We start from the raw sequence: 20068 nt of genomic DNA, 5'->3' as shown, positions 1-20068 counted from the left end.
AACCACCCTCGGTGCCACCCGAGTCGTCGACACCGTTGTGGCCCGGACAGCTAGCGGAATATCCGGCTCGCGGTCTCCAGCCGGGCGTCGGCCAGTGCGGCCCGGGCGGCGTTCATCCCGCAGGCACCGTGCACGCCACCACCGGGATGGGCCGACGCGGACCCGAGGTAGAGGTGCCGGACCGGCGTACCGGCACGCCCGAGACCTGGGACCGGGCGGAAGATGAGCTGCTGGTGCAGGTTGGCCGTGCCGCCGTTGATTGCGCCGCCGAGAAGGTTGGCGTTGCGCTCCTCGAGCTGGCGCGGACCGAGCACCCGGCGGCGCAGGATCCGCGACGCGAAGTCGGGGGCGTACCGCTCGATCTGGGCCTGCATCCGGTCGGCGTAGCGCTCGCAGTCGTCGGCGTCCCAGACGCCGCGGATCTCCCCTCGGGCGTCGGTCCTGACCTGCTGCGGGACGTGGGTGTAGGCCCACACCGACTCGGTGCCGGCCGGTGACCGGGTGGGGTCGGTGGTCGTCATCTGCCCCATCAGCAGGAACGGGTCCGCCGGGACCTGGTGGGCGGCCACCTGAGCCATGGCGATCGCGATGGCGTCGGCCGACCGCGCGACGTGCACGGTCCCCGGCGCGTGCGGCGGCTCGCCGGCCCACGGGACCGGTGCGCTCAGGGCCCAGTCCACCTTGACCGTGGCGGCGTCGAGGTCGAAGGTGCCCATGTCGCGGCGGGTACGCCCGGGCAGGTCATCCCAGCTCACCAGACCGCCGTAGAGGTGGGCGGCGGGCACATCGGCCACCACTGCCCGACGGGCGCGGATCTCCTCGCCCCGGCAGCGGACGCCGACGGCTCGACCGTCGGCCACCACCACCTGGTCGACCGGCGACCCGGTACGGATGGTGCCGCCCTTGGCCTCCAGCCGCCGCGCCATGGCCGCGGTCAGCTGACCCGAGCCGCCGACCGGGGCGGGGTAACCGACGGTCTGCCCGAGCATGGTGAGCAGCAGCGCCATCAGTCCGGAGCCGGCCGAGTCGAGGGCGATGTCGGCATGCCCCGCGTTGCCGCTCATCAGCAGCTGCGCGGCGTCACCACCGAAACGCTTCGAGGCCAGCGTCGAGACCGGCTCCAGCAGCATCTTGACGAAGGAGAGGCCGCCGACCGAGGGCAGCCGGGCCAGCATCGCCAGAGCGGGTCGGAGCGGCGGCATCGGCGTCATCAGCGCGCTGGTCACCGTGGATCCGATCTTGTCCCAGGTGTCGCAGAGCTCGCGCCACGCGTCCCCGTCGCCCGGGTGCTGCTGCTCCATCAGCCCCGCCGTGACGTCCCGGTCGCGGGACAGCAGGGCCCAGGAGCCGTCCACGCGCGGATGACCCAGCACGGCCGGCGCGTGGGCCCACTCCAGACCGTAGTTCTCCAGCGCCAGCGAGCGGATCGGCCGGGAAGCCACGGCCAGGGGGTAGAACGCCGAGAAGGTGTCCTGGACGAAATCGGGGTGCAGATCGGTGTCGCTGCGGACGGCGCCGCCCACGGTGTCCTGGGCCTCGAGCACCAGGACGTCCCAGCCGGCGTCGACCAGCCGGTTGGCGCTCACCAGGCCGTTCGGTCCTGCTCCGATGACGACGGCGTCGTAGCTGGTGGTCATGGCGTCTCCTTCGCTGCGACCTCGATGGTGCGTCAGTCGCTGGGTGCCCTACCGTTGGGGTCGCTTCCGCGGTGATCAGGGTAGGAATGTCCTCGCCAGGGTATCCATTCAGACGACGCCAGCCCGCTCCTGTGGTTGCGCGAACCGAGGAGAGGACAGTCCGCCATGAGCAGCTCGCCCGCCACCGTCCAGCACCACGTGGATGCGCCGCAGTCCGCCGTCTGGTCAGTCCTCGCGGACGGCTGGACCTACGCCAGCTGGGTGGTGGGTGCCTCCCGGGTACGCGACGTCGAGGCGGCCTGGCCCCAGGTCGGCAGCTGCCTGCACCACTCGTTCGGGCTGTGGCCGCTGGTGATCAACGACCGCACCGAGGTGCTGGAGTGCAACCCGCAGACCGAGCTCGTGCTGAAGGCGCGGGGGTGGCCGACGGGCGAGGCGACTGTCCGGATCACTGTCGCCGACCTCGGCCCCTCGGAGTCGCTGCTGAGCATCCAGGAGGACGCGACTTCCGGACCGTTCCTGGTGGTTCCGCAACCGATTCGCCAGGCTGCCACCGTGCCGCGGAACCGGGAGACGCTGCAACGGCTCGGCCTGCTGGCGAAGGGCCGAGCCGCCGCACAGGCGTGAGGGCTGGCCTAGGCCGCGTCGGCGCGGGCGTCCGACGGCGTCAACGGCTGCGCCCGAGTGGCATGCACCGTGGTGGCGGGTGACGACGCCGCCATCTCTGCGGCCGGCTCCGTCTCCTGCCCGGTGGCGACGGTGCCGATCTCGGCCCGCAGGGTGGTGAAGATGCGGCGCAGCCGGCGACTGACCTGCATCTGACTGACGCCGAGCCGTTCGGCGATGTCCTGCTGGACCAGGTCCTCGACGAACCTCAGCCGCAACAGCTCACGGTCGGCATCGCTCAGCAGCCGCAACGCAGGGCTGAGTACCAGCTTGGCTTCGGCCACCTCGAGGTCGTTGTCCGGGCTGCGCAGGAAGTCGCCGATGCTTGCTCCACCTTCGCGGCTGCCCCGGGAGTCGATCGACCCGGGCTGGAAGCAGCTGGTGACGGTCAGCACCTCCCGCACCTCGCTGATGTCGACCTGCATGTGGGCAGCGATCTCGGCGTGACTGGGGTGACGCCCGAGCGACTGCGACAGTGTCCGGACCGCCTCGGTCACCTCGCTGCCGGCCTCCTGCAACCGGCGCGGCGGCCTGATCATCCAGCCCTGGTCGCGGAAGTACTTCTTGATCTTGCCGGTGATGGTCGGATAGGCGAAAGCGGAGAACGGATAGGGTCCCGGCTGATACCGCTTCACGGCCTCGAGCAGTCCGAGCCGGCCCACCTGCACCAGGTCGTCGTCGGGAATCCCACGGGAACGGAAGCGCCGGCTGACCTGGTCGGACCAGCCGAGACAGGCCTGGACCACTGCCTCGCGGAGCTCCTCGAGCCGGGCGGGATCCGCCCCGGCCATCTCGTCGAAGAGTGATCGGACGAAGGCGTCGCGCTGCTCAGTGCTGAACGACGTGACTTCGCCGGGGGAATATAGGGAGGGGATCATGGTGCGGCACCCATTTCGGGACGGCCGGAGGAGGCTGCTGATTAACCTCGTCAGAACAGCAATAGCCCGTGGCCGAGGTCACAAACACCGCAGCAGCGATTTTCTTGACGCTTTTTTTGATCCCCGGCGCCGCCTCCGATCACGTTTCGTGGGCCGGGTTCGGGGTAACCGCCCGACATGGCATCCAACAAGCTCGGCCGCTTCCTGAACACCCTGACCACGCTGGTCGAGCGGGCGGAAGGGCTGGACAAGCCGGCGGAGCCGCTGAGCCGGGCGACGGCGATGCTGAGCCGACCGCGATGGCTGGGAGATGTGCTCAGCGGGACGCCGCTCGGCCATCCGCTGCACCCGCTGCTGGTGACCGTCCCGATCGGTTCCTGGACCTCGGCGCTGCTGATGGACCTGCTCGGCCACAAGGAGACCGCCCGCACGCTGGTCGGCTTCGGCACGCTGGCCGCTGTCCCCACCGCAGTGGCCGGCCTCAGCGACTGGCGCGACACGACCGGCGCGGAGAGGCGCGTCGGGCTCGCCCATGCGTTGCTCAACGCCGGTGCGATCAGCATCTACGCCGCCAGCTGGTTGGCCCGCCGCAGCGGTCGCCACGGTCTCGGGGTGGCGCTGAGCCTGCCCGCGATGGGGCTGACCGGTGGTGCGGGCTGGCTGGGCGGTCACCTCTCCTACGCCCTCGGGGTCGGCGTCGACACCACCGCCTTCCAGGAAGGCAGCGAGCAGTGGTGCGATGCCGGCGCCGCCGACCAGGTGCACGTCGGGAAGCTGACCTTGGTCGACGCGGGGGGAGTGCCGGTGCTCCTCACCCGGACCGAGGACCAGACTGTGGTGGCGTACAACGACAGGTGCACCCACCGTGGCGCCCCGCTGCACGAGGGCGAGGTCGTCGACGGCTGTGTCCGGTGCCCGTGGCACAACAGCGAGTTCTCTCTCGCCGACGGCTCAGTCCTGCACGGGCCGGCGACCCGTCCGCAGCCGCGCTTCGAGGTGCGCAACGAGTCCGGCCGGATCCAGGTGCGCCGACTCGTCGACGACCGGTCGCTGCGGGAGAACCCGGTCGGCAGCTGAGCAGGGTAGAGCCTGGGCTCGGTGATCCGGCCGTGGTTGTGGCCACGGAGCAGAAGAAGATCGGCTCTCTGTCGTTCGTCTCAGCGATAGCTTCTTCATGATCGCCGGCGCTCTGGCGATCGGACCGCGGGCCGAGCTGGCTTTCCCCGCGCGGGGCCTCCGCGGTCAACCGGGGGGCGCCCCCGAGAACTGAGTCGCCCGTCGCTGCTCTCAGCTCGCCTGCTCGGTGACCTCGGGCATCTTCACCGAGATGGCCCCGGGCACGATCTCGGCCAGCATCGAGCGGCACTCGCCGGCCGCGTCGCCGTCCAGCTGGTAGGCGTCCTTCTCGGCGATGTCGATCCGCACCGACGTACCCGACAGGCGTTCCAGGTCGTCGTCGTCGCGGCGCCGCCGCAACAGCACCTTCGCGATCACCCGGACCCAGTCACGGAAGCGCCGCGGTGAGGCGATCAGCAGGTCCAGCCGGCCGTCGTCGGCTACCGCATCGGGCAGCACCAAGATCTCTGCCTGCAGCTTGCCGACGTTGCCGATCACGCAGAGGCTGGCGCGGCGGCGGAACGGCTTGCCGCCGTCGATGCGGAAGGTGGCGTCCAGTGGCAGCCGACCCACCGCCTTGCTGGCGGCCACGAAGTAGGCGGCGGAGCCGATCTTCTTCTTCAGGGTCGGATTGGTGGTGTCCATCACCACGGCGTCGACGCCGATGCCCGCCATCACCGCGAAATGGTCGACGTCGGTGTCGTCGACGGTCAGCCGGATCAGGTCCACCCGTTGCACGTGGTCGGCGAGAGCCAGATCGATCGCAGCGTCCTCGTCGAGCGGGATGCCGAGGTTGCGCGCCAGCAGGTTGCCGGTGCCGGACGGGACGATGCCGAAGTCGATGTCGGTGCCGACCAGACCCGCCGCGATGATCCGGATGGTCCCGTCGCCGCCGGCCCCGATCACCAGCTCAACGCCGGCGTCGACGGCTTCTTTCACCATCGCGCGTCCGGGATCCTCCTCGGTGGTCTCCAGCCACAGCGGGTCAGCCCAGCCGTTGGCGTCGAGCGTCTTGAGCAGCTTGGGCTTGAAGTCGTCCAGCACCTTGGTCGGGTTGATGATCACTGCGCAGCGCCGGGTGGGGCCGGAAATCTCACTCATGAACGGGTTCTCCTGTATGACATCAGTCGGCCGGGCCGGGTGGCGCGGGCGATTCTAGCGTTGGCGCGGGTTCGCGGTTGGCACTTCGGGCTGGCGCAGTTGCTGTAACGCTGGGACGAGGTGGTCCAGAGTGTGGTGGCTCATCGGACCGGCCGGGACCGGGCCGAACGGACCGCCTCGACGATGCCGTCGCGCCACGGTGCGCCGTGACCGGGGAGCACCAGCGTCGCCCCGGTGGCCGCCAGAGCCGCCAGCGACGCTTTGGCCTGCGAGCTGTCGGCCGTGGCCGCCCGGGCGACGATCTGCGGTCCGGTCATGCCGGTGTACGGGTCCAGCGTCACCAGGGCATCACCGGTGATCACCAGCTGCCGATCAGCCCAGAACAGCGAGCAATGTCCGGCGGTGTGGCCGGGCGTGAACACCACCTCGGGCCGGCCGGGAATCTCGTCACTGGTGCCGACGGGCAGGGCGGCGACCTCGCGAACCGGCTGCACCCGCCAAGCACCCGCCCGCGCCATGTCGGTCAGGATCCGCACCGCACGCGGATACCGCACGGGATAGAGCAGCCGCGGCCGCTCGTGGCCGTACCGGTAGGGGTGGCGGGTGAGGTCATGGTCGCCGGGATGGGTCCAGACGGTCAGGCCGTACTCCTGCTGCAGCCGGGCGGCGCAGCCGAGATGGTCGAAATGGGCGTGGGTGAGCACCACGCCGACCAGGTCGGCCGGCGAGTGGCCGAGCCGCTCGAGGGACTCCATCAGCAGCGGCCACATGTCGGGCAGCCCGGTGTCGACCAGCAGCGGGCCGTGCTCGGTCTCCACCAGATAGCAGTTCACGTGCGCAGCGGTGAGCACGTGCACACCGTCAGCGACTGGGGTCATGGGCATCGACCCACCTCCTTGAGCCTGGGTGCAATACCCGCAGACGCGGCCAGCGAAACGCCACGGTGAGCGTCAACGACTGCACCGCCGGATTAGTTCCTGTGCCTATTGGGTAGGCGATGTCCGGTGCTGCGAAGGCGCCGCTTTTCACTGTCAATGGAGGTACGCATGTCAAGCACAGCAAATACCGGGACCCGCGACGGCGGACGGACGAACGTCCAGAAGGCGGCGCTGGCCGTCGGCGTGGTGTTCCTTCTCGTCGGCATCCTGGGCTTCATCCCCGGCATCACCACCCAGTACGAGACCATCGAGTTCGCCTCCCATCACTCCGAAGCGCTGCTGATCGGTGTCTTCCAGGTGTCGATCCTGCACAACATCGTCCACCTGCTGTTCGGCATCGCCGGCCTGGTGCTGGCGCGAAGCGTGTCCGGCGCGCGCAACTATCTGGTGGTGGGCGGCATCATCTATCTGGTGCTTTTCCTCTACGGCCTCATCGTCGACGAGGAGTCCGCGGCCAACTTCGTCCCGCTCAACCTTGGCGACGACATCCTGCACCTCGTGCTGGGCATCGCCATGATCGGGCTGGGCGTCCTGCTGACCCGTCGTACGACCAGCGGCACGCGGGTCGCGAATGCGCCCGGGCACTGACGACTCCTCGGCCGGGCACCGCGCGGTGCCCGGCTCGCAGCTCGTGACCAGTGACGCGGCCACCGAGGGTGCCGGAGCCGACGGCTCCGCTCTCGGTGGCCGCGTCACTGTCGTGCTGCTCACCTACAACTGCGCCAGCCGATTGGACGTCGTGCTGGCGCAGCTGTGTGGTCTGGGCGTGCCCGTGGTCGCGGTCGACAATGCCTCGGTCGACACCACGGTGCAGGTCATCGCGGACCACGCCGCGCGGACCGGCGCCGATCTCACCGCGGTCGCGCTGGAAGCCAACATCGGTGCCGCCGCCCGTAATGAGGGCGCCGCGCGAGCGCAGACTCCCTACGTCGCCTTCTGTGACGACGACGGTTACTTCGAGCGGGCCGGGCTGGCCAGGGCCTGCGACCTGCTGGGCGCGTATCCCCGACTGGCCGTGGTCAACGCTCGGATCCTGGTCGGGAAGGAGCAGCGGCTCGATCCGATCTCGGCCGAGATGGCCGACAGCCCGCTTCCGGATCGGTACGGCATCCCCGGTGCGGTGCTGCTCGGGTTCATGGGCGGTGCCGTGATCGTGCGGCGCTCGGTCTATCTCGAGGTCGGCGGCTACGACCCGCGGTTCTTCATCGGCGGCGAGGAAGAGACCCTGAGCTTCAAGATCGCCAAGGCCGGATATCAGATGCGCTACGTCGACGACGTGGTGATGCACCACCTGCCCAGCCAGGCGAATGCCGGCAACCTGCACGCCTACAGCCTGCGCAACACGGTGTGGAACACCTGGCTGCACCGACGCTGGACCAGCGCGGCACGGTGGACGCTGCACACCCTCGCCGACCGGCCGAAGTCGCGGGACTACGTCAAGGGCGTTCGGCTGGCCCTGCGCGGGCTGCCCTGGGTACTGCGCGAGCGCCGACCGATGTCGCGCCAGCTCGACGCGGACCTGCTGGTCCTCGACCGCCGGCGCTACGCCGAGCGGCGCCCCTTCTTCACCTTCCGCGACTGGAAGCCCGGTGACGCGGACAGCCGGCACGACGCCGAGGCCGGGCAGGCGCCGGCCGACGGGCCACCGGCCCCATCGGTGGACGCGAACGCCTGAGCCGTGCGCGGGACTCGACCCGCCGCCCGTCCGTCGCCGCCGACCTCAGTCCGACGTGCCCGCCTCGTGCTCGGCGTACGTCTCGAGCAGGGCGAGTGCGTGCTCGCCCGCGGCACCCTCGGCCCTCAGACCGGCGCGGAACGTCTCCAGCTTGGCCTCGCCGGCAGGGAACGGCGGCAGCAGTGGCACGTCGGGATCGGTGATGATCTCCAGCACCACCGGCCGGTCCGCGGTCAGCGCGCTGGCCCACGCCTGGTCCAGCTGGTCGGGGTCCTCGACCCGGATCCCCCTCAGACCGAGCAGCTCGGCATATCCGGCGTAGGGGAACGACGGCAGCGCCTGGCTGTCGGCGAAGCGAGGGTCGCCCTCCATCTCGCGTTGCTCCCAGGTCACCTCGGCCAGGTCCTGGTTGTTGAGGACGCAGACCACGAAGCGCGGGTCCGACCACTGGGACCAGAGCCGGCTGACGGTGATCATCTCGGCGACCCCGGTCATCTGCATCCCGCCGTCGCCGGTGAGGGCGATCAGCGGACGGTCCGGGTGCAGCACCTTGGCGGCGATGCCGTAGGGCACCGAGCAGCCCATGCTGGCCAGCGTGCTCGACAGGTGCGCCGGTACGCCGCGCGGGAGCCGTAGCTGGCGGGCGTAGAAGTAGACGGAGCTGCCGACGTCGATGGCGACCTGGGCGTCCTCGGGCAGGTGCGAGTTCAGCTCGGCGAAGACTCGCTCCGGGTTGACCGGTCGGGCCGCTGTGGCCGCGCGCTGGCGGCAGATGCGGTGCCAGCGCTGCACCTGCGCCTCGACCTCACTGCGCCACGGCAGCTCTGCGTGGTCCTCCAGCAGCGGCAGCAGCGCCTGCAGGGTCATCGCGGCGTCGCCGGTCAGGGCGACCTCGACCGGGTAGCGGTTGCCGATGGCGGCGGCGTCCACATCGATCTGCACCGCCCGCGCAGCACCGGGGGGTGGATAGAACTCCGTCCACGGGTCGTTGGAGCCGATCACCAGCAAGGTGTCGCACTGGCCGAGGACGAAGGCGCTGGCCGTGGTGCCGAGATGTCCCATGGTGCCGGCGGCGTTCGGCAGCCCTTCGTCGACGTACGGCTTGCCGAGCAGGCTGGTGGTGATGCCGGCGCCGAGGCGCTCCGCCACCGCGACCACCTCCGGCTGAGCGGTCCGGGCGCCCTGGCCGACCAGCAGCGCGACCTTGCGGCCGGCGTTGAGCACGGCGGCCGCCGCAGCCAGGTCCGCGGGCTCGGGGACGGCCCGCGACGGACGCCAGATCGCGGCACTGACATGCACGCCGTGCTGCTGACCGAGCTCGGGCACCGGTTCCTGCTGGATGTCGTGCGGCACGATGACCACGGCGGGGGCGCGGGAGGTCAGCGCGGCCCGGAAGGCCCGGTCCAGCACCATCGGCAGCTGCTCGGCCGACGAGACCTGCTCGGCGAACACGGCGACATCGGCGAAGACGGCCATCAGGTCGATCTCCTGCTGATACTGCGAGCCGAGCACGCTCGTCTCCTGCTGCCCGACCAGGGCCACCACGGGAGCACTGTCCAGCTTCGCGTCGTAGAGCCCGTTCAGCAGGTGCACCGCCCCGGGACCCTGGGTCGCCGTGACGACGCCCACCTGGCCGGAGAACTTGGCATGGCCGACGGCCATCAGCGCGGCGTTCTCCTCGTGCCGCGCCTGCACCAAGGTGATCGTCTCGTTCGCGGTGCCGGCCGAGACCTTGGCGCGACGCAGCGCACCCATGAAGGGGTTGATGCCGTCACCGGGGTAGCCGTACACGGTGCGCACCCCCCAGGCCCGGAGTCGGTCGACGAGCAGATCAGCGATCACGCGTTCGGTCATGGCGGACCGATACCCGCCGACTCGCCGGCTAACCGGGAGCCCGGACGGGTAGGACCGCCGCCAGCGGGTAACGCCCAGGGACCGCTACCGCCGCCGGGCGGTGCCGTACGCAGCGAGGAGCGCCGATGACGTCACTGTGGCTGGACCGCGACGACCGGATCGAGACCGACGACCTCGATCCGGGGACGGGATACGACGACGTGGTGGTCGGGGCCGGGCTGACCGGCCTGGTGACCGCGCTCCAGCTCGCCCGCGCCGGCCGGCGGGTCGCGGTGCTGGAGGCCCGCTACGTCGGTGCCGTCACGACCGGTCACACCACGGCCAAGGTCAGCCTGCTCCAAGGCACCGTTTACACCTCGATCCTCAGCAGCCACTCCGCCCAGGTCGGCCGGGCCTACGTCGAGGGCAACCGCGCCGGCCAACGGTGGCTGGCCGACTTCTGCGCCGACACCGGGGTGGCTGTGCAGCACCGAGACGCCTACACCTATGCCGCCTCGATGCTCGGGGCGCTGGCGGTCCGTCGGGAGTACCGGGCTGCGCGGCGGGTCGGCCTGGACGTGGCGCTGACGTCGCCGGAGGAGCTGCCGTACCCCGACCACGGTGCTGTGATGCTGCCCGACCAGCTTCAGTTCGACCCGATGGACGTGCTGGCAGCGCTGGTGCGGACGCTGCGCGCCCTGGGAGTGCCGGTGGTCGAGGGCGTCCGGGTCACCGACGTACGGGTCCGCTCGCTCGCCCTGGTGACCACCACGGCCGGTGACCTGACAGCGCAGAACGTCATCCTCGCCACCGGGATCCCGTTCCTGGACCGCGGTCTGTATTTCGCCAAGGTGACTCCGCAGCGCTCCTACGCGATGGCGTTCCGGGTGCCGGGCCCTCTGCCGCAGGGGATGTACCTGTCCGCCGACTCGCCGACCCGGTCACTGCGGACCGTGCCGCGGAACGGCGAGGAGCTGCTGCTGGTCGGCGGCAACGGGCACCCCGTCGGACGGCACACCTCCACCCAGGCCATGGTGGACGACCTGACCCGGTGGACCCAGCAGGAGTTCCCCGGCGCGGTACGGACCCACCAGTGGTCAGCGCAGGACTACTCCTCACACAACCATGTGCCGTTCGTCGGTGCGATGCCGCTCGGCGGCGGCCGGGTCTACGTGGCCACCGGCTACAACAAGTGGGGCATGACCAACGCGGCGATGGCGGCGCTGCGGATCTCGGGGGAGATCCTCGGGCGACGGCTGAACTGGGCGCAGACGCTGGGCACCCGGGTGAGCAAGCCGCCGGCCGCCGCCCGCAGCGCGCTGGCCAACGCGGAGGTCGGGGTGGCCGCGGTGCTGGGCTGGACCGCCGGCGCCGCCCGGTCGGCACCGGCGGGAGCGCCCGCGGAGGGCGCCGGGGTGGTGGGACGACGTGGGGTACGCCCGGTCGCGGTGTCGACAGTGGCGGGGCGTACCTGCACGGTCTCGGCGGTCTGCACGCACCTCGGCGGGCTGGTGCGGTGGAACGAGGTCGAGCACTCCTGGGACTGCAGCCTGCACGGGTCACGGTTCGCCGCCGACGGCAGCGTCTTGGAGGGGCCGACCACCGAGCCGTTGGAGCGCCTCGACTGAGACTGCCAGGATGGGCCGGGTGAGCCACCTGTACCGCTGCCCGATGCGCTGGGGAGACATGGACGCCCAGGGTCACGTGAACAACGTGGCCTACCTGGACTACCTGCAGGAGGCGCGGGTCGACTTCCTGCTCAGCGGCCCGCCCGGGACGCAGCGGCTGCTCGACACTGGCGTGCTGGTGGTCGGTCACCAGGTCGAGTATCTGGCTCCGGTGCGCTACGGCGACCGACCGCTCGACATCACCCTCTGGGTGGACGCGGTCGGCGGCAGCCGGTTCCGGATCGGCTATTCGCTGAACGATGGCGACCGGCTGGTGGCTCGAGCGAGGACCTCGGTGGTGCCCTTCGACCTGTCCAGCCAGACGCTGCGCCGGCTGACCGCTGCGGAGCGGGAGGTGCTGGGCAGGTCGCTGACGGCGGCGGAGCCGTTGCGGCGGCTGCCGCGGACCCGCTGGACCGACGCCGGTCACCGGTTCTCGTTCTGGGTCCGCTGGTCCGACCTCGACTCCTATGGTCACGTCAACAACGTCAAGTTCTATGAGTTCGTCCAGGAGGCGCGGGTCGCCATCATGGGCCGGGCGCTGCCCGACGACGACGGGGTGTGGGTGGTCGTCCGCCAGGACATGGAGTATCACCGGCCGCTGGATTTCGCCCGGACCCCGTATGAGGTGGTGACGGTGGTGAGCGCGATCGGCACCCGCTCGTTCACCCTCGACGCGGAGATCCGGGACCCAGGTTCGACCCGCGCGTACGCCAGCGCCCGGACGGTCGTGGTGGGTGAGACCCCGCTCAGCGCGGTCGCCCGCGCCGGTCTCGAGGACTGGCTGCTGCCTGCGGAGGCCGATCGATAGTGTGACGCCATGACCAGCCAAGCCCAGGACCAGACCCGCGCCGTGCTGATGCGGCAGGGGGAGATCGCCCTCGACCAGGTGCCGGTCCCGGAGCCCGGTCCGCACCAGGTGCTGATCGAGGTCGCGGCGGTCGGCATCTGCGGCTCCGACGTGCACTACTTCGACCACGGCCGGATCGCCGACTTCGTGGTCCGGAAACCGCTGGTGCTGGGCCACGAGGCGTCCGGCACCATCCGCGCCGTCGGCGCCGCGGTGACCGACCGGGTCGTCGGGCAGCGGGTGGCGATGGAGCCGCAGGAGACCTGCGGCCGCTGCAAGCAGTGCCTCACCGGTCGCTACAACCTGTGCCCGGACGTGCAGTTCTTCGCCACGCCGCCGGTGCACGGCGCCTTCGCCCAGTACGTGGTGCTGGAGTCACACCGGGCGCACCCGGTGCCGGACTCGCTGTCGGACGAGGCGGCGGCGCTGATCGAGCCGCTCTCGGTCGGGGTCTGGGCGGGTCAGAAGGCAGCCATCCAGCCCGGTGACCGGGTGCTGGTCACCGGAGCCGGCCCGGTCGGGCTGCTCTGCGCCGACGTGGCCCGGGCCCGGGGCGCCGCCTGGGTGGCGGTCAGCGACACCAATGACTTCCGCCTGCAGACGGCTCTGCGGCGCGGCGCCAACCAGGTCGTCGACGCGGCGGCGGGTCCGCTGGCGGAGCAGCTGGACGCCGTCGACGTGGTGATCGAGTGCAGCGGAGCAGGACCCGCGGTGTTGTCCGCCTTCGACGTGGCCGCGCCCGCCGCCCGGATCGTGCTGGTTGGTCTCGGTCGCCCCACGCTCGAGCTTCCGGTGGCCACCATCCAGGTGAAGGAGCTCGTGGTCACCGGTACGTTCCGCTATGCCAACTGCTATCCCGCCGCGATCGCCCTGGCCGCGTCGGGGGCGGTCGACCTCGACGGTCTGGTCACCGGCCAGTATGGGCTGGCCCAGGCGGCCGAGGCCCTCCAGGTCGCCAAGACCGACTCCCACACGCTCAAGCCGATGGTCTATCCCGGACGCTGACCGGTCCCGATCGGGCCCATCAGCCCCGATCGGCCCCATCGACCGCGAGCAGCTCGGTCAGCGGAGCTCGAGTCGGTGGCCGACGGGGAACAGCGGGTCCTCGGTGTCGGAGGCCACGTCCGGTCGCGACACCACGACAGCCTCCATCGATCGGGGGAGCTCGAACGGCAGCTTGCCCCGCAGCGGGACCCGGCCGGTGAGCGCCTCGAGCAGGGCGCGGTCGGAGGCGCCGTAGCTGGCGACCAGGGCGGTGGTGAAGTCCAGGAACGGGGTCAGGATCGCGGGTCGGTCCAGCATCACGTCGACAACCAGCGGCACCTGCTGCGCCAGGTCGGACAGCGGGTGCAGCACCCCGTGGGCGAACTCCAGGGAGCCGGCCCGGAACCGCTGCTCGAGGAAGTAGGTGTCCCGGTCGTCGTGCGGCGCCGGAAGCCTGACGATGGCGAGGTCGGCGTCGGCGGGGTCGTCGACCACGGTGCCGAACTCGGCCACCACCTCGGGGTGCATGCCCTCGACGTACAAGCGGCGGCCTGACCGCAGCGGCAAGGTGTCGTCCGGGTTGTGCAGCACCGTGACCGACTCCGCCTGGGCGCGATGACCGGCGGCGACGAAGTCGGAGCGGCCGACCACGGTCTCGGCGATGTCCTCGTCGACGTACGGGTCGTCGAACAGCCCGAGCGCGAACTTGACCCGGAGCAGCCGGCGAACCGAGACGTCGATCCGTTCCTCGGTGACCCGCCCGGCGGCCAGCAGCTCGAGGATGAGCTCGGGACACTCCTCGCCGCCGAACTGGTCCACACCGGCGGCGAGCAGCAGCTCCAGCCGCTGCAGCGGATCGAGGTGCTCCACGCCCCAGGCCCGGGCCGGCAGCACCCGATCACCCACCACGGCGTCGGTGACCAGCCCCCAGTCGGTCACCACGACGCCGTCATAGCCGAGCTCCTCGCGCAGCAGGGTGGTAACGATGCGGTGGTTGTAGCCGAAGCCGACCGCCTCGACCGGTTCGCCGTCCAGCTCCAGCCCGACCGGCATCCCGTAGTAGGGCATGATCGCTGCGGTGCCGCGCTCGATGGCGCGGATGAACGGGGCCAGGTGATCGGCGAACCGTCCGCCGGGATAGACCTGCTCCCGGCCGTAGGGGAAGTGCGGGTCCTCGCCGTCCTTCTGCGGTCCGCCGCCGGGGAAGTGCTTCGTGGTGCCGGCCACGCTGTCCGGGCCGAGCTCGTCACCCTGCAGGCCGTGGAGGAACGCGTCGACCAGCTCGGTGACCAGCGCGGAGTCCTGGCCGAAGGTCGTCACCTGCCGGCTCCAGCGAGGTTCGGTGGCCAGGTCGGCGGTGGGATGCAGGGCGGCGCGGATGCCCACCGCGGCGTACTCCTGGCGGGTGATGTCGGCGTGCTGACGAACCAGGCGCGGGTCGCCGATGGCACCCAGCCCGATCGGCTCCGGCCACTGCGAGAACGAGCCGGCCACGAACGACGCGCCGGGGTTGTCGGTGAAGCCATGGCGAGGGTCGGAGGAGACGGTGACCGGGATGCCGTGCGGTGTCTGCTCGGCCAGCGCCTGCAGGGCGTTGTGCCAGCGGGCGGCCATCCGGGCGGAGCCCAGGGCGTGGACGTTGAAGTGGTTGAGCATCCTGGTCAGCACGGCGGTGGAGCCCGGCGACCTGCTGGCCCCACCCGGCGTCTCGAGCACGGTCCCGTCAGGTCCGGCCTCGATGATGGTGTGGAAGAGCAGGCCGACCTTCTCCGGGATCGACAGCCGGCCGACCAGGTCGGCCACCCTCTCCTCGATCGGCAGCGTGGGATTCTCGTACGGGTCCAGCCGGCCGTTGTGGTTGAGGTCGCGGTACTGGATCCCGGTGGTGCTGGTGCTCAGCTGCCGCATCGCTCGGCCTCCCTTGGTCGATGACGACCACCGGGTGGTGGTCGCGCGCGTCCACCGTACTGCGGGCGGCTCCGGCTGAGCCGTCCGCCCGACGTGACCGGGCCGGCTAGAGCTGGAAGCCCTGCTGCGGGGTGGGCGGCAGCGGGTCGATCTGGTTCACCATCGACTGCGCAGCCCGCTCCATGTAGCTCCACAGCTCGCGCTCCTGGGCCGGGGTGAGCTCGATCGAGTCGATCGCGTCGCGCATGTGCCGCAGCCAGCGGTCACGCATGTCGGTGGTGACCTTGAACGGACCGTGACGCATCCGCAGCCGGGGGTGGCCGCGCTGCTCGCTGTAGGTGGTCGGGCCGCCCCAGTACTGCTCGAGGAACATCCGGAACCGGACCTCGGCCGGGCCGAGATCCTCCTCCGGATAGAGGGCACGCAACGGTGGGTCCTCGGCGACGCCCTCGTAGAAGCGCTTGACCAGCGCGACGAAGGTGTCGTGGCCGCCGACGGCTTGATAGAAGGTCTGCTGGTGATCAGGTGTGGACATCACCTCCATTGTCTCGCACCCGGTGACCGGCGCACGCCACCCGTGGCCGCTGGGATGACTGGCAGGATGGGCCCCGGTGGGCGCGCTCGCAGTCGGCGTCCGTCTGTTCGCAGCCGTGCTGCCACGGCTGACCACTGACCTGAGGAGATTCATATGGCAACCGTCCGCACCGCCAACGCCCATTGGGAAGGCTCGCTGATGGAAGGCGCCGGCAGCGTCGAGCTGGCATCGTCTGGTATCGGCACCTACGACGTCACCTGGGCGTCGCGGGCCCAGGAGGCGAACGGCAAGACCAGCCCGGAGGAGCTCATCGCCGCGGCCCACTCCACCTGCTTCTCGATGGCGCTGTCGCATGCGCTCGCCGGGGCGGGTACGCCGCCCACCACTGTCGACACCTCGGCCGACGTCAGCTTCGTGCCGGGCAAGGGCATCACCGGAATCAAGCTGAGCGTCAAGGCCGCCGTGCCGGGGCTGACCGCCGAGCAGTTCGAACAAGCGGCCCAGGGCGCCAAGGCCAACTGCCCGGTCAGCCAGGCGCTCGCCGGTACCGAGATCACGCTCGAGGCCACGCTGGTCGAGTGAGCCCGGCCGGATCCGGCGTCGTCGCGAGGACGACGCCGGTCCGGCGGTCCCATCATCGGTCCCATCGGGCTGGACCACGGGCCGGGCACGCAGGGCCGGGTCTCGGTCCTACGGGGTCTTGGTCCTACGGGGTCTCGGTACTACGGGGTCTCGGTCCTACGGGGTCTCCGGCTCGCGTACCACCGGTCGACCCGGCCCGCCCTGACTGAAGTTGCCCACCCGCAGCACCTCACCGTTGCGGACATACCAGACCGTGCCGTCGTCGTCGCGGAGCTGGGTGACCCGCAGCCCGACCTCCTCGACGGTGCCGGCCGCCTTCTCCATGTCGACGTAGTCGCCCACACCCAGCTGGTCCTCGATCAGCATGAACACCCCGGCCACGAAGTCCTTGACGATGTTCTGCAGGCCGAAGGCGATCGTGACGCCGACGATGGACGTACCGGCGATGATGGTGGCGACGTTGAAGCCGAGCTCGGCCAAGATCGTCACCACGGTGGCGAAGAAGATCACCACCGTGACGACGCTGCGCGACAGCGAACCGAGGGCGGCGATCCGCTGCTCGCGTCGTTCCGCCGGCAGGCTGGTCGCCGCGGCCAGCGCGGCCGTGGCCCGGAACCGCCGGTTGGGCTGCCGCTCGATCATCCGCCGCACCGTCTTGTCGATCACCCGGTGCAGGAGATAGCGCACCACCAGCGCGACGAAGATCAGAAACAGGATCCGCAGCGGCGGGAAGACCACGGCCTCGGCGAGGTTCGAGGGGATCCAGCTAGGCATCGGACCCGCTACGGTACGTCGCTCGGCCCTCCCAGAACGTCGCCACCACCGGGTCGGGCAGATCGCGGCCGTGCCACGGGTTGTTGCGGGACAGCGACGCAGAGGTGTCCCGGTCCACGACTGCCCGCGCCGACGGGTCCACCAGCACCAGGTTCGCCGGCTCGCCGACGGCCAGCGACCGGCCCTGACCGACCAGCCCGGCGATGGCGGCGGGGGTGGACGACATCCGCTGGGCGACCTCGCGCCAGCCGATCCGGCCGGTGCTGACCATCGTCTCCAGCACCACCGCCAGCGCCGTCTCCAGACCGAGCATCCCGGGTGCGGCCTCGGCGAAGGCATGCTCCTTGTCGTGGCGGGCGTGCGGCGCGTGATCAGTGGCGACCGCGTCGATCGTGCCATCCGCAAGAGCGGCGCGCAGCACCTCGACGTGCTCGCTGGGCCGCAGCGGCGGGTTCACCTTGTAGGTCGGGTCGTAGCCCTGCACCTCGTCGGTCGTCAGCAGCAGGTGATGCGGTGCCACCTCGGCGGTGATCTTGGTGCCGCGGGCCTTGGCCCAGCGAAGCACCTCCACCGTCTCGGCCGTGGACACGTGGCAGACGTGCACCCTGGACCCGGTCAGGTCGGCCAGCTGGACGTCACGGGCGACGATGGTGGACTCGGCCACCGCCGGCCAGCCCGGCAGTCCCAGCCGGCCCGAGATCTCACCCTCGTGGCAGCACGCGTCCGCCCCGGCCAGCCGGGGATCCTGGGCGTGCTGGGCGATCACGCCGCCGAAGGCGCGGACGTACTCCAGCGCGCGGCGCATCAGCCGGGCGTCGGTGACGCAGTGGCCGTCGTCGGAGAACACCCGGACCGCCGCGCTGGACCGGGCCATCAACCCCAGCTCGGCCAGCTCCTGACCGGCCAGACCCTTGGAGACGGCCCCGACCGGGACCACCTGGGCGTGACCGGCCCGAGCCCCCAGGGCGGCGACGTGCACGGCCGCTTCTGCGGTGTCGGTGACCGGCGAGGTGTTGGCCATGGCCAACACCGCGGTGAAGCCACCGCGGGCGGCGGCCAGGGTGCCGCTGGCGTGGGTCTCGGCGTCCTCGCGCCCCGGCTCACGCAGGTGCGTGTGCAGGTCGACCAGGCCGGGCAGGGCCACCAGCCCGTCGGCGTCGATCCGCTCCGCGTCAGCGCTGACCTGGGACGGGTCGGCCAGCACCCCGTCGCGGAGCAGCAGGTCGGCACGCCCGGCCCCGAGCACGTCGGCGCCGGTGATCAGATACTCGGTCATCGGGCGGCAACCTCTCGTGCGCCGGCGGGCGCGGTCTCGTCCGCCCCGCCCAGGATCTGATAGAGCACGCTCATCCGGACCGCGACACCGGCCGCGACCTGGTTCAAGATCAACGAGTTGGCCGCGTCGGCCGCGTCGGCGGAGATCTCCAGCCCGCGATTCATCGGCCCCGGATGGCAGATCGCGGTGCCCGGCCGCAGCCGGGCCAGCCGGTCCCGGGTCAGCCCGTAGCCCACGGTGTACTCCCGCGGGGTGGGGAAGTAGCCGCCCGACATCCGCTCCCGCTGGACCCGGAGCATCATCACCGCATCGACCTCGGCCAGCACCGGGTCCAGCTCGGCGCAGGTCGCGACCGGCCAGCTGTCGACGCCGGAGGGCATCAGGGTCGGGGGAGCGACCAGCACCACCTCGGCACCCAGGGTCTGCAGCAGAAGCACGTTGCTGCGCGCGACCCGGGAGTGCGTCACGTCGCCCACGATCGCGATCCGCTTGCCGCGGAAGTCGGTTCGCTCCGGCTCGGTGGCCCGGAAGTGCCGGCGCAAGGTGAAGGCGTCCAGCAACGCCTGGGTCGGATGCTCGTGGGTGCCGTCGCCGGCGTTCAGCACGTGCGCGTCGATCCACTGCGATGCCTGCCACGGCGCGCCGGAGGCGTGGTGGCGGATGACCAACGCGTCGACGCCCATCGCCGCCACGGTGAGCACGGTGTCGCGCAGCGACTCGCCCTTGGACACCGACGAGCCCTTGGCGCTGACGTTGATCACGTCCGCCGACAGCCATTTGCCGGCGATCTCGAACGACGACCGGGTCCGGGTCGAGTCCTCGAAGAACAGGTTGACCACGGTCCGCCCGCGCAGGGCGGGCAGCTTCTTCACCGGCCGGTCCTGCACCCCGGACATCTCCTCGGCCAGGTCGAGCACCTCGGTGATCTCCGTCAGGTCAAGATCAGCCGCCGACAGCAGGTGCCGCATCAGCGCGCCTCGTCGAGACGGTCGTCGACCCCGAGATGATCAAGGTCGGGCTCCGACTCGTCGGCGCCGCGGGCGATGGTCACTTCGTTCACTCCGTCGGACTCCTCCAGGGCTACGCTCACCCGCTCGCTGGCCGAGGTGGGCAGGTTCTTGCCGACGTGGTCGGCGCGGATCGGCAGCTGTCGATGGCCTCGGTCGACCAGCACCGCCAGTCGGACAGCTCGCGGGCGGCCAAGATCACCGAGGGCATCGAGTGCGGCACGCACGGTGCGACCGGAGTAGAGAACGTCGTCGACCAGCACCACCACGGCGTCGTCGACGGTCACCGGCAGATGAGTACGCCCGACGGCCCGGGTCGGATGACGGCGCAGGTCGTCGCGATACAAGGTGATATCGAGCGAACCCACCGGGATGGTTGCACCCTCGACCTCGCTCATGGCGCGGGCCAGCCGGTGCGCCAGATGGACCCCTCGGGTCGGGATGCCGAGCAGCACCAGACCGTCGGCGCCGCGGTTGCTCTCCAGGATCTGGTGCGCCATCCGGGCGCAGGCGCGGGCAATCTGATCAGCGTCGAGGACGACGCGGCGCGCCGTCGGAGCGTTCTCGGACACCTGATCCTTCCTGGGCGGTGGGCCGGCGCAGGGACTGCGACGGACGTCGCCGTGCTGTCCCGTGGTGTT

General features: G+C 70.9%; 19 protein-coding genes. 8 read left to right on the top strand and 11 right to left on the bottom strand.

Going from position 1 to position 20068, the window contains the following annotated elements:
- Positions 1 to 50: 50 nt before the first annotated feature.
- A complete protein-coding gene (locus tag AC1XX3_RS01155; protein WP_483319241.1) occupies positions 51 to 1637 on the bottom strand; it encodes a phytoene desaturase family protein in 1587 nt (528 codons plus the stop codon).
- A gap of 165 nt (positions 1638 to 1802) precedes the next feature.
- On the opposite strand from AC1XX3_RS01155, the gene AC1XX3_RS01150 reads away from it, so the two are divergent.
- Positions 1803 to 2264 (top strand): SRPBCC family protein, encoded by a 462-nt coding sequence (locus AC1XX3_RS01150; protein ID WP_483319240.1) that lies wholly within the window; start codon positions 1803 to 1805, stop codon positions 2262 to 2264.
- Positions 2265 to 2272: 8 nt separating this feature from the next.
- On the opposite strand, the gene AC1XX3_RS01145 is transcribed toward AC1XX3_RS01150, so the two are convergent.
- A complete protein-coding gene (locus tag AC1XX3_RS01145) occupies positions 2273 to 3181 on the bottom strand; it encodes a sigma-70 family RNA polymerase sigma factor (protein WP_483319239.1) in 909 nt (302 codons plus the stop codon).
- A 177-nt stretch (positions 3182 to 3358) separates the two neighbouring features.
- On the opposite strand from AC1XX3_RS01145, the gene AC1XX3_RS01140 reads away from it, so the two are divergent.
- Positions 3359 to 4258: a Rieske (2Fe-2S) protein gene (locus tag AC1XX3_RS01140; protein WP_483319238.1), complete on the top strand. Its 900-nt coding sequence runs from the start codon at positions 3359 to 3361 to the stop codon at positions 4256 to 4258.
- A 210-nt stretch (positions 4259 to 4468) separates the two neighbouring features.
- Here AC1XX3_RS01140 and AC1XX3_RS01135 read toward each other — a convergent pair whose 3' ends face one another.
- Positions 4469 to 5398, bottom strand: coding sequence for a diacylglycerol/lipid kinase family protein (locus tag AC1XX3_RS01135; RefSeq protein ID WP_483319237.1), 930 nt, complete (start codon positions 5396 to 5398; stop codon positions 4469 to 4471).
- Positions 5399 to 5538: 140 nt separating this feature from the next.
- Positions 5539 to 6282, bottom strand: a complete 744-nt coding sequence (locus AC1XX3_RS01130) for an MBL fold metallo-hydrolase (RefSeq protein ID WP_483319236.1) — start codon at positions 6280 to 6282, stop codon at positions 5539 to 5541.
- Between the two features lie 162 nt (positions 6283 to 6444).
- Here AC1XX3_RS01130 and AC1XX3_RS01125 point away from each other — a divergent pair, with 162 nt between their 5' ends.
- Positions 6445 to 6924: a DUF4383 domain-containing protein gene (locus tag AC1XX3_RS01125; RefSeq protein ID WP_483319235.1), complete on the top strand. Its 480-nt coding sequence runs from the start codon at positions 6445 to 6447 to the stop codon at positions 6922 to 6924.
- Positions 6908 to 8011: a glycosyltransferase family 2 protein gene (locus AC1XX3_RS01120; protein WP_483319234.1), complete on the top strand. Its 1104-nt coding sequence runs from the start codon at positions 6908 to 6910 to the stop codon at positions 8009 to 8011. Before AC1XX3_RS01125 ends, AC1XX3_RS01120 begins: the two co-directional genes overlap by 17 nt.
- Before the next feature lie 45 nt (positions 8012 to 8056).
- Here the strand turns inward: AC1XX3_RS01120 and AC1XX3_RS01115 are convergent, their stop codons facing one another.
- On the bottom strand, positions 8057 to 9865 hold the full coding sequence (locus tag AC1XX3_RS01115; RefSeq protein WP_483319233.1) for a thiamine pyrophosphate-requiring protein: 1809 nt from the start codon (positions 9863 to 9865) through the stop codon (positions 8057 to 8059).
- 125 nt (positions 9866 to 9990) lie between these two features.
- Here AC1XX3_RS01115 and AC1XX3_RS01110 point away from each other — a divergent pair, with 125 nt between their 5' ends.
- Genes AC1XX3_RS01110 through AC1XX3_RS01100 form a run of 3 tightly spaced genes read left to right on the top strand, consistent with a single transcriptional unit; the run spans position 9991 to position 13366 of the window.
- The gene (locus tag AC1XX3_RS01110) at positions 9991 to 11472 is read left to right on the top strand and encodes an FAD-dependent oxidoreductase (RefSeq protein WP_483319232.1); all 1482 of its coding nucleotides are present in this window, start codon (positions 9991 to 9993) and stop codon (positions 11470 to 11472) included.
- A gap of 19 nt (positions 11473 to 11491) precedes the next feature.
- Entirely contained in the window at positions 11492 to 12322 is an 831-nt protein-coding gene (locus AC1XX3_RS01105) for an acyl-CoA thioesterase (protein ID WP_483319231.1), read from the top strand.
- 9 nt (positions 12323 to 12331) lie between these two features.
- Positions 12332 to 13366 carry an NAD(P)-dependent alcohol dehydrogenase gene (locus tag AC1XX3_RS01100; RefSeq protein WP_483319230.1) on the top strand — a complete coding sequence of 345 codons (1035 nt, stop codon included), beginning with the start codon at positions 12332 to 12334 and terminating at the stop codon, positions 13364 to 13366.
- Positions 13367 to 13423: 57 nt separating this feature from the next.
- On the opposite strand, the gene AC1XX3_RS01095 is transcribed toward AC1XX3_RS01100, so the two are convergent.
- Both AC1XX3_RS01095 and AC1XX3_RS01090 read right to left on the bottom strand, forming a co-directional pair.
- Positions 13424 to 15253 carry a glycoside hydrolase family 3 protein gene (locus AC1XX3_RS01095; protein WP_483319229.1) on the bottom strand — a complete coding sequence of 610 codons (1830 nt, stop codon included), beginning with the start codon at positions 15251 to 15253 and terminating at the stop codon, positions 13424 to 13426.
- 106 nt (positions 15254 to 15359) lie between these two features.
- On the bottom strand, positions 15360 to 15788 hold the full coding sequence (locus AC1XX3_RS01090; protein WP_483319228.1) for a globin: 429 nt from the start codon (positions 15786 to 15788) through the stop codon (positions 15360 to 15362).
- 153 nt (positions 15789 to 15941) lie between these two features.
- Here AC1XX3_RS01090 and AC1XX3_RS01085 point away from each other — a divergent pair, with 153 nt between their 5' ends.
- Positions 15942 to 16370: an OsmC family peroxiredoxin gene (locus tag AC1XX3_RS01085; RefSeq protein ID WP_483319227.1), complete on the top strand. Its 429-nt coding sequence runs from the start codon at positions 15942 to 15944 to the stop codon at positions 16368 to 16370.
- 156 nt (positions 16371 to 16526) lie between these two features.
- Here AC1XX3_RS01085 and AC1XX3_RS01080 read toward each other — a convergent pair whose 3' ends face one another.
- Genes AC1XX3_RS01080 through pyrR form a run of 4 tightly spaced genes read right to left on the bottom strand, consistent with a single transcriptional unit; the run spans position 16527 to position 19999 of the window.
- Positions 16527 to 17144: a mechanosensitive ion channel family protein gene (locus AC1XX3_RS01080; RefSeq protein ID WP_483319226.1), complete on the bottom strand. Its 618-nt coding sequence runs from the start codon at positions 17142 to 17144 to the stop codon at positions 16527 to 16529.
- Positions 17137 to 18420, bottom strand: coding sequence for a dihydroorotase (locus AC1XX3_RS01075; protein WP_483319225.1), 1284 nt, complete (start codon positions 18418 to 18420; stop codon positions 17137 to 17139). Before AC1XX3_RS01075 ends, AC1XX3_RS01080 begins: the two co-directional genes overlap by 8 nt.
- Positions 18417 to 19388, bottom strand: a complete 972-nt coding sequence (locus AC1XX3_RS01070) for an aspartate carbamoyltransferase catalytic subunit (protein ID WP_483319224.1) — start codon at positions 19386 to 19388, stop codon at positions 18417 to 18419. The genes AC1XX3_RS01075 and AC1XX3_RS01070 overlap by 4 nt, the downstream gene beginning before the upstream one ends.
- A complete protein-coding gene (gene pyrR, locus AC1XX3_RS01065; RefSeq protein WP_483319223.1) occupies positions 19388 to 19999 on the bottom strand; it encodes a bifunctional pyr operon transcriptional regulator/uracil phosphoribosyltransferase PyrR in 612 nt (203 codons plus the stop codon). Before pyrR ends, AC1XX3_RS01070 begins: the two co-directional genes overlap by 1 nt.
- Positions 20000 to 20068: the final 69 nt, after the last annotated feature.

This window comes from Microlunatus sp. M237, assembly GCF_056896895.1.
This window is presented reverse-complemented; position numbering and strand designations above follow the sequence as displayed.

What these genes read in the sequence shown, in the direction of transcription:
- AC1XX3_RS01110 (WP_483319232.1), top strand. Translation starts at nt 9,991, where the DNA reads ATGACGTCACTGTGGCTGGACCGCGACGACCGGATCGAGACCGACGAC.
- AC1XX3_RS01070 (WP_483319224.1), bottom strand. Translation starts at nt 19,388, where the DNA reads ATGCGGCACCTGCTGTCGGCGGCTGATCTTGACCTGACGGAGATCACC.
- AC1XX3_RS01085 (WP_483319227.1), top strand. Translation starts at nt 15,942, where the DNA reads ATGGCAACCGTCCGCACCGCCAACGCCCATTGGGAAGGCTCGCTGATG.
- AC1XX3_RS01125 (WP_483319235.1), top strand. Translation starts at nt 6,445, where the DNA reads ATGTCAAGCACAGCAAATACCGGGACCCGCGACGGCGGACGGACGAAC.
- AC1XX3_RS01140 (WP_483319238.1), top strand. Translation starts at nt 3,359, where the DNA reads ATGGCATCCAACAAGCTCGGCCGCTTCCTGAACACCCTGACCACGCTG.
- AC1XX3_RS01080 (WP_483319226.1), bottom strand. Translation starts at nt 17,144, where the DNA reads ATGCCTAGCTGGATCCCCTCGAACCTCGCCGAGGCCGTGGTCTTCCCG.
- AC1XX3_RS01120 (WP_483319234.1), top strand. Translation starts at nt 6,908, where the DNA reads ATGCGCCCGGGCACTGACGACTCCTCGGCCGGGCACCGCGCGGTGCCC.
- AC1XX3_RS01135 (WP_483319237.1), bottom strand. Translation starts at nt 5,398, where the DNA reads ATGAGTGAGATTTCCGGCCCCACCCGGCGCTGCGCAGTGATCATCAAC.
- AC1XX3_RS01155 (WP_483319241.1), bottom strand. Translation starts at nt 1,637, where the DNA reads ATGACCACCAGCTACGACGCCGTCGTCATCGGAGCAGGACCGAACGGC.
- AC1XX3_RS01100 (WP_483319230.1), top strand. Translation starts at nt 12,332, where the DNA reads ATGACCAGCCAAGCCCAGGACCAGACCCGCGCCGTGCTGATGCGGCAG.
- AC1XX3_RS01145 (WP_483319239.1), bottom strand. Translation starts at nt 3,181, where the DNA reads ATGATCCCCTCCCTATATTCCCCCGGCGAAGTCACGTCGTTCAGCACT.
- AC1XX3_RS01075 (WP_483319225.1), bottom strand. Translation starts at nt 18,420, where the DNA reads ATGACCGAGTATCTGATCACCGGCGCCGACGTGCTCGGGGCCGGGCGT.
- AC1XX3_RS01095 (WP_483319229.1), bottom strand. Translation starts at nt 15,253, where the DNA reads ATGCGGCAGCTGAGCACCAGCACCACCGGGATCCAGTACCGCGACCTC.
- AC1XX3_RS01090 (WP_483319228.1), bottom strand. Translation starts at nt 15,788, where the DNA reads ATGTCCACACCTGATCACCAGCAGACCTTCTATCAAGCCGTCGGCGGC.
- AC1XX3_RS01115 (WP_483319233.1), bottom strand. Translation starts at nt 9,865, where the DNA reads ATGACCGAACGCGTGATCGCTGATCTGCTCGTCGACCGACTCCGGGCC.
- AC1XX3_RS01150 (WP_483319240.1), top strand. Translation starts at nt 1,803, where the DNA reads ATGAGCAGCTCGCCCGCCACCGTCCAGCACCACGTGGATGCGCCGCAG.
- AC1XX3_RS01130 (WP_483319236.1), bottom strand. Translation starts at nt 6,282, where the DNA reads ATGCCCATGACCCCAGTCGCTGACGGTGTGCACGTGCTCACCGCTGCG.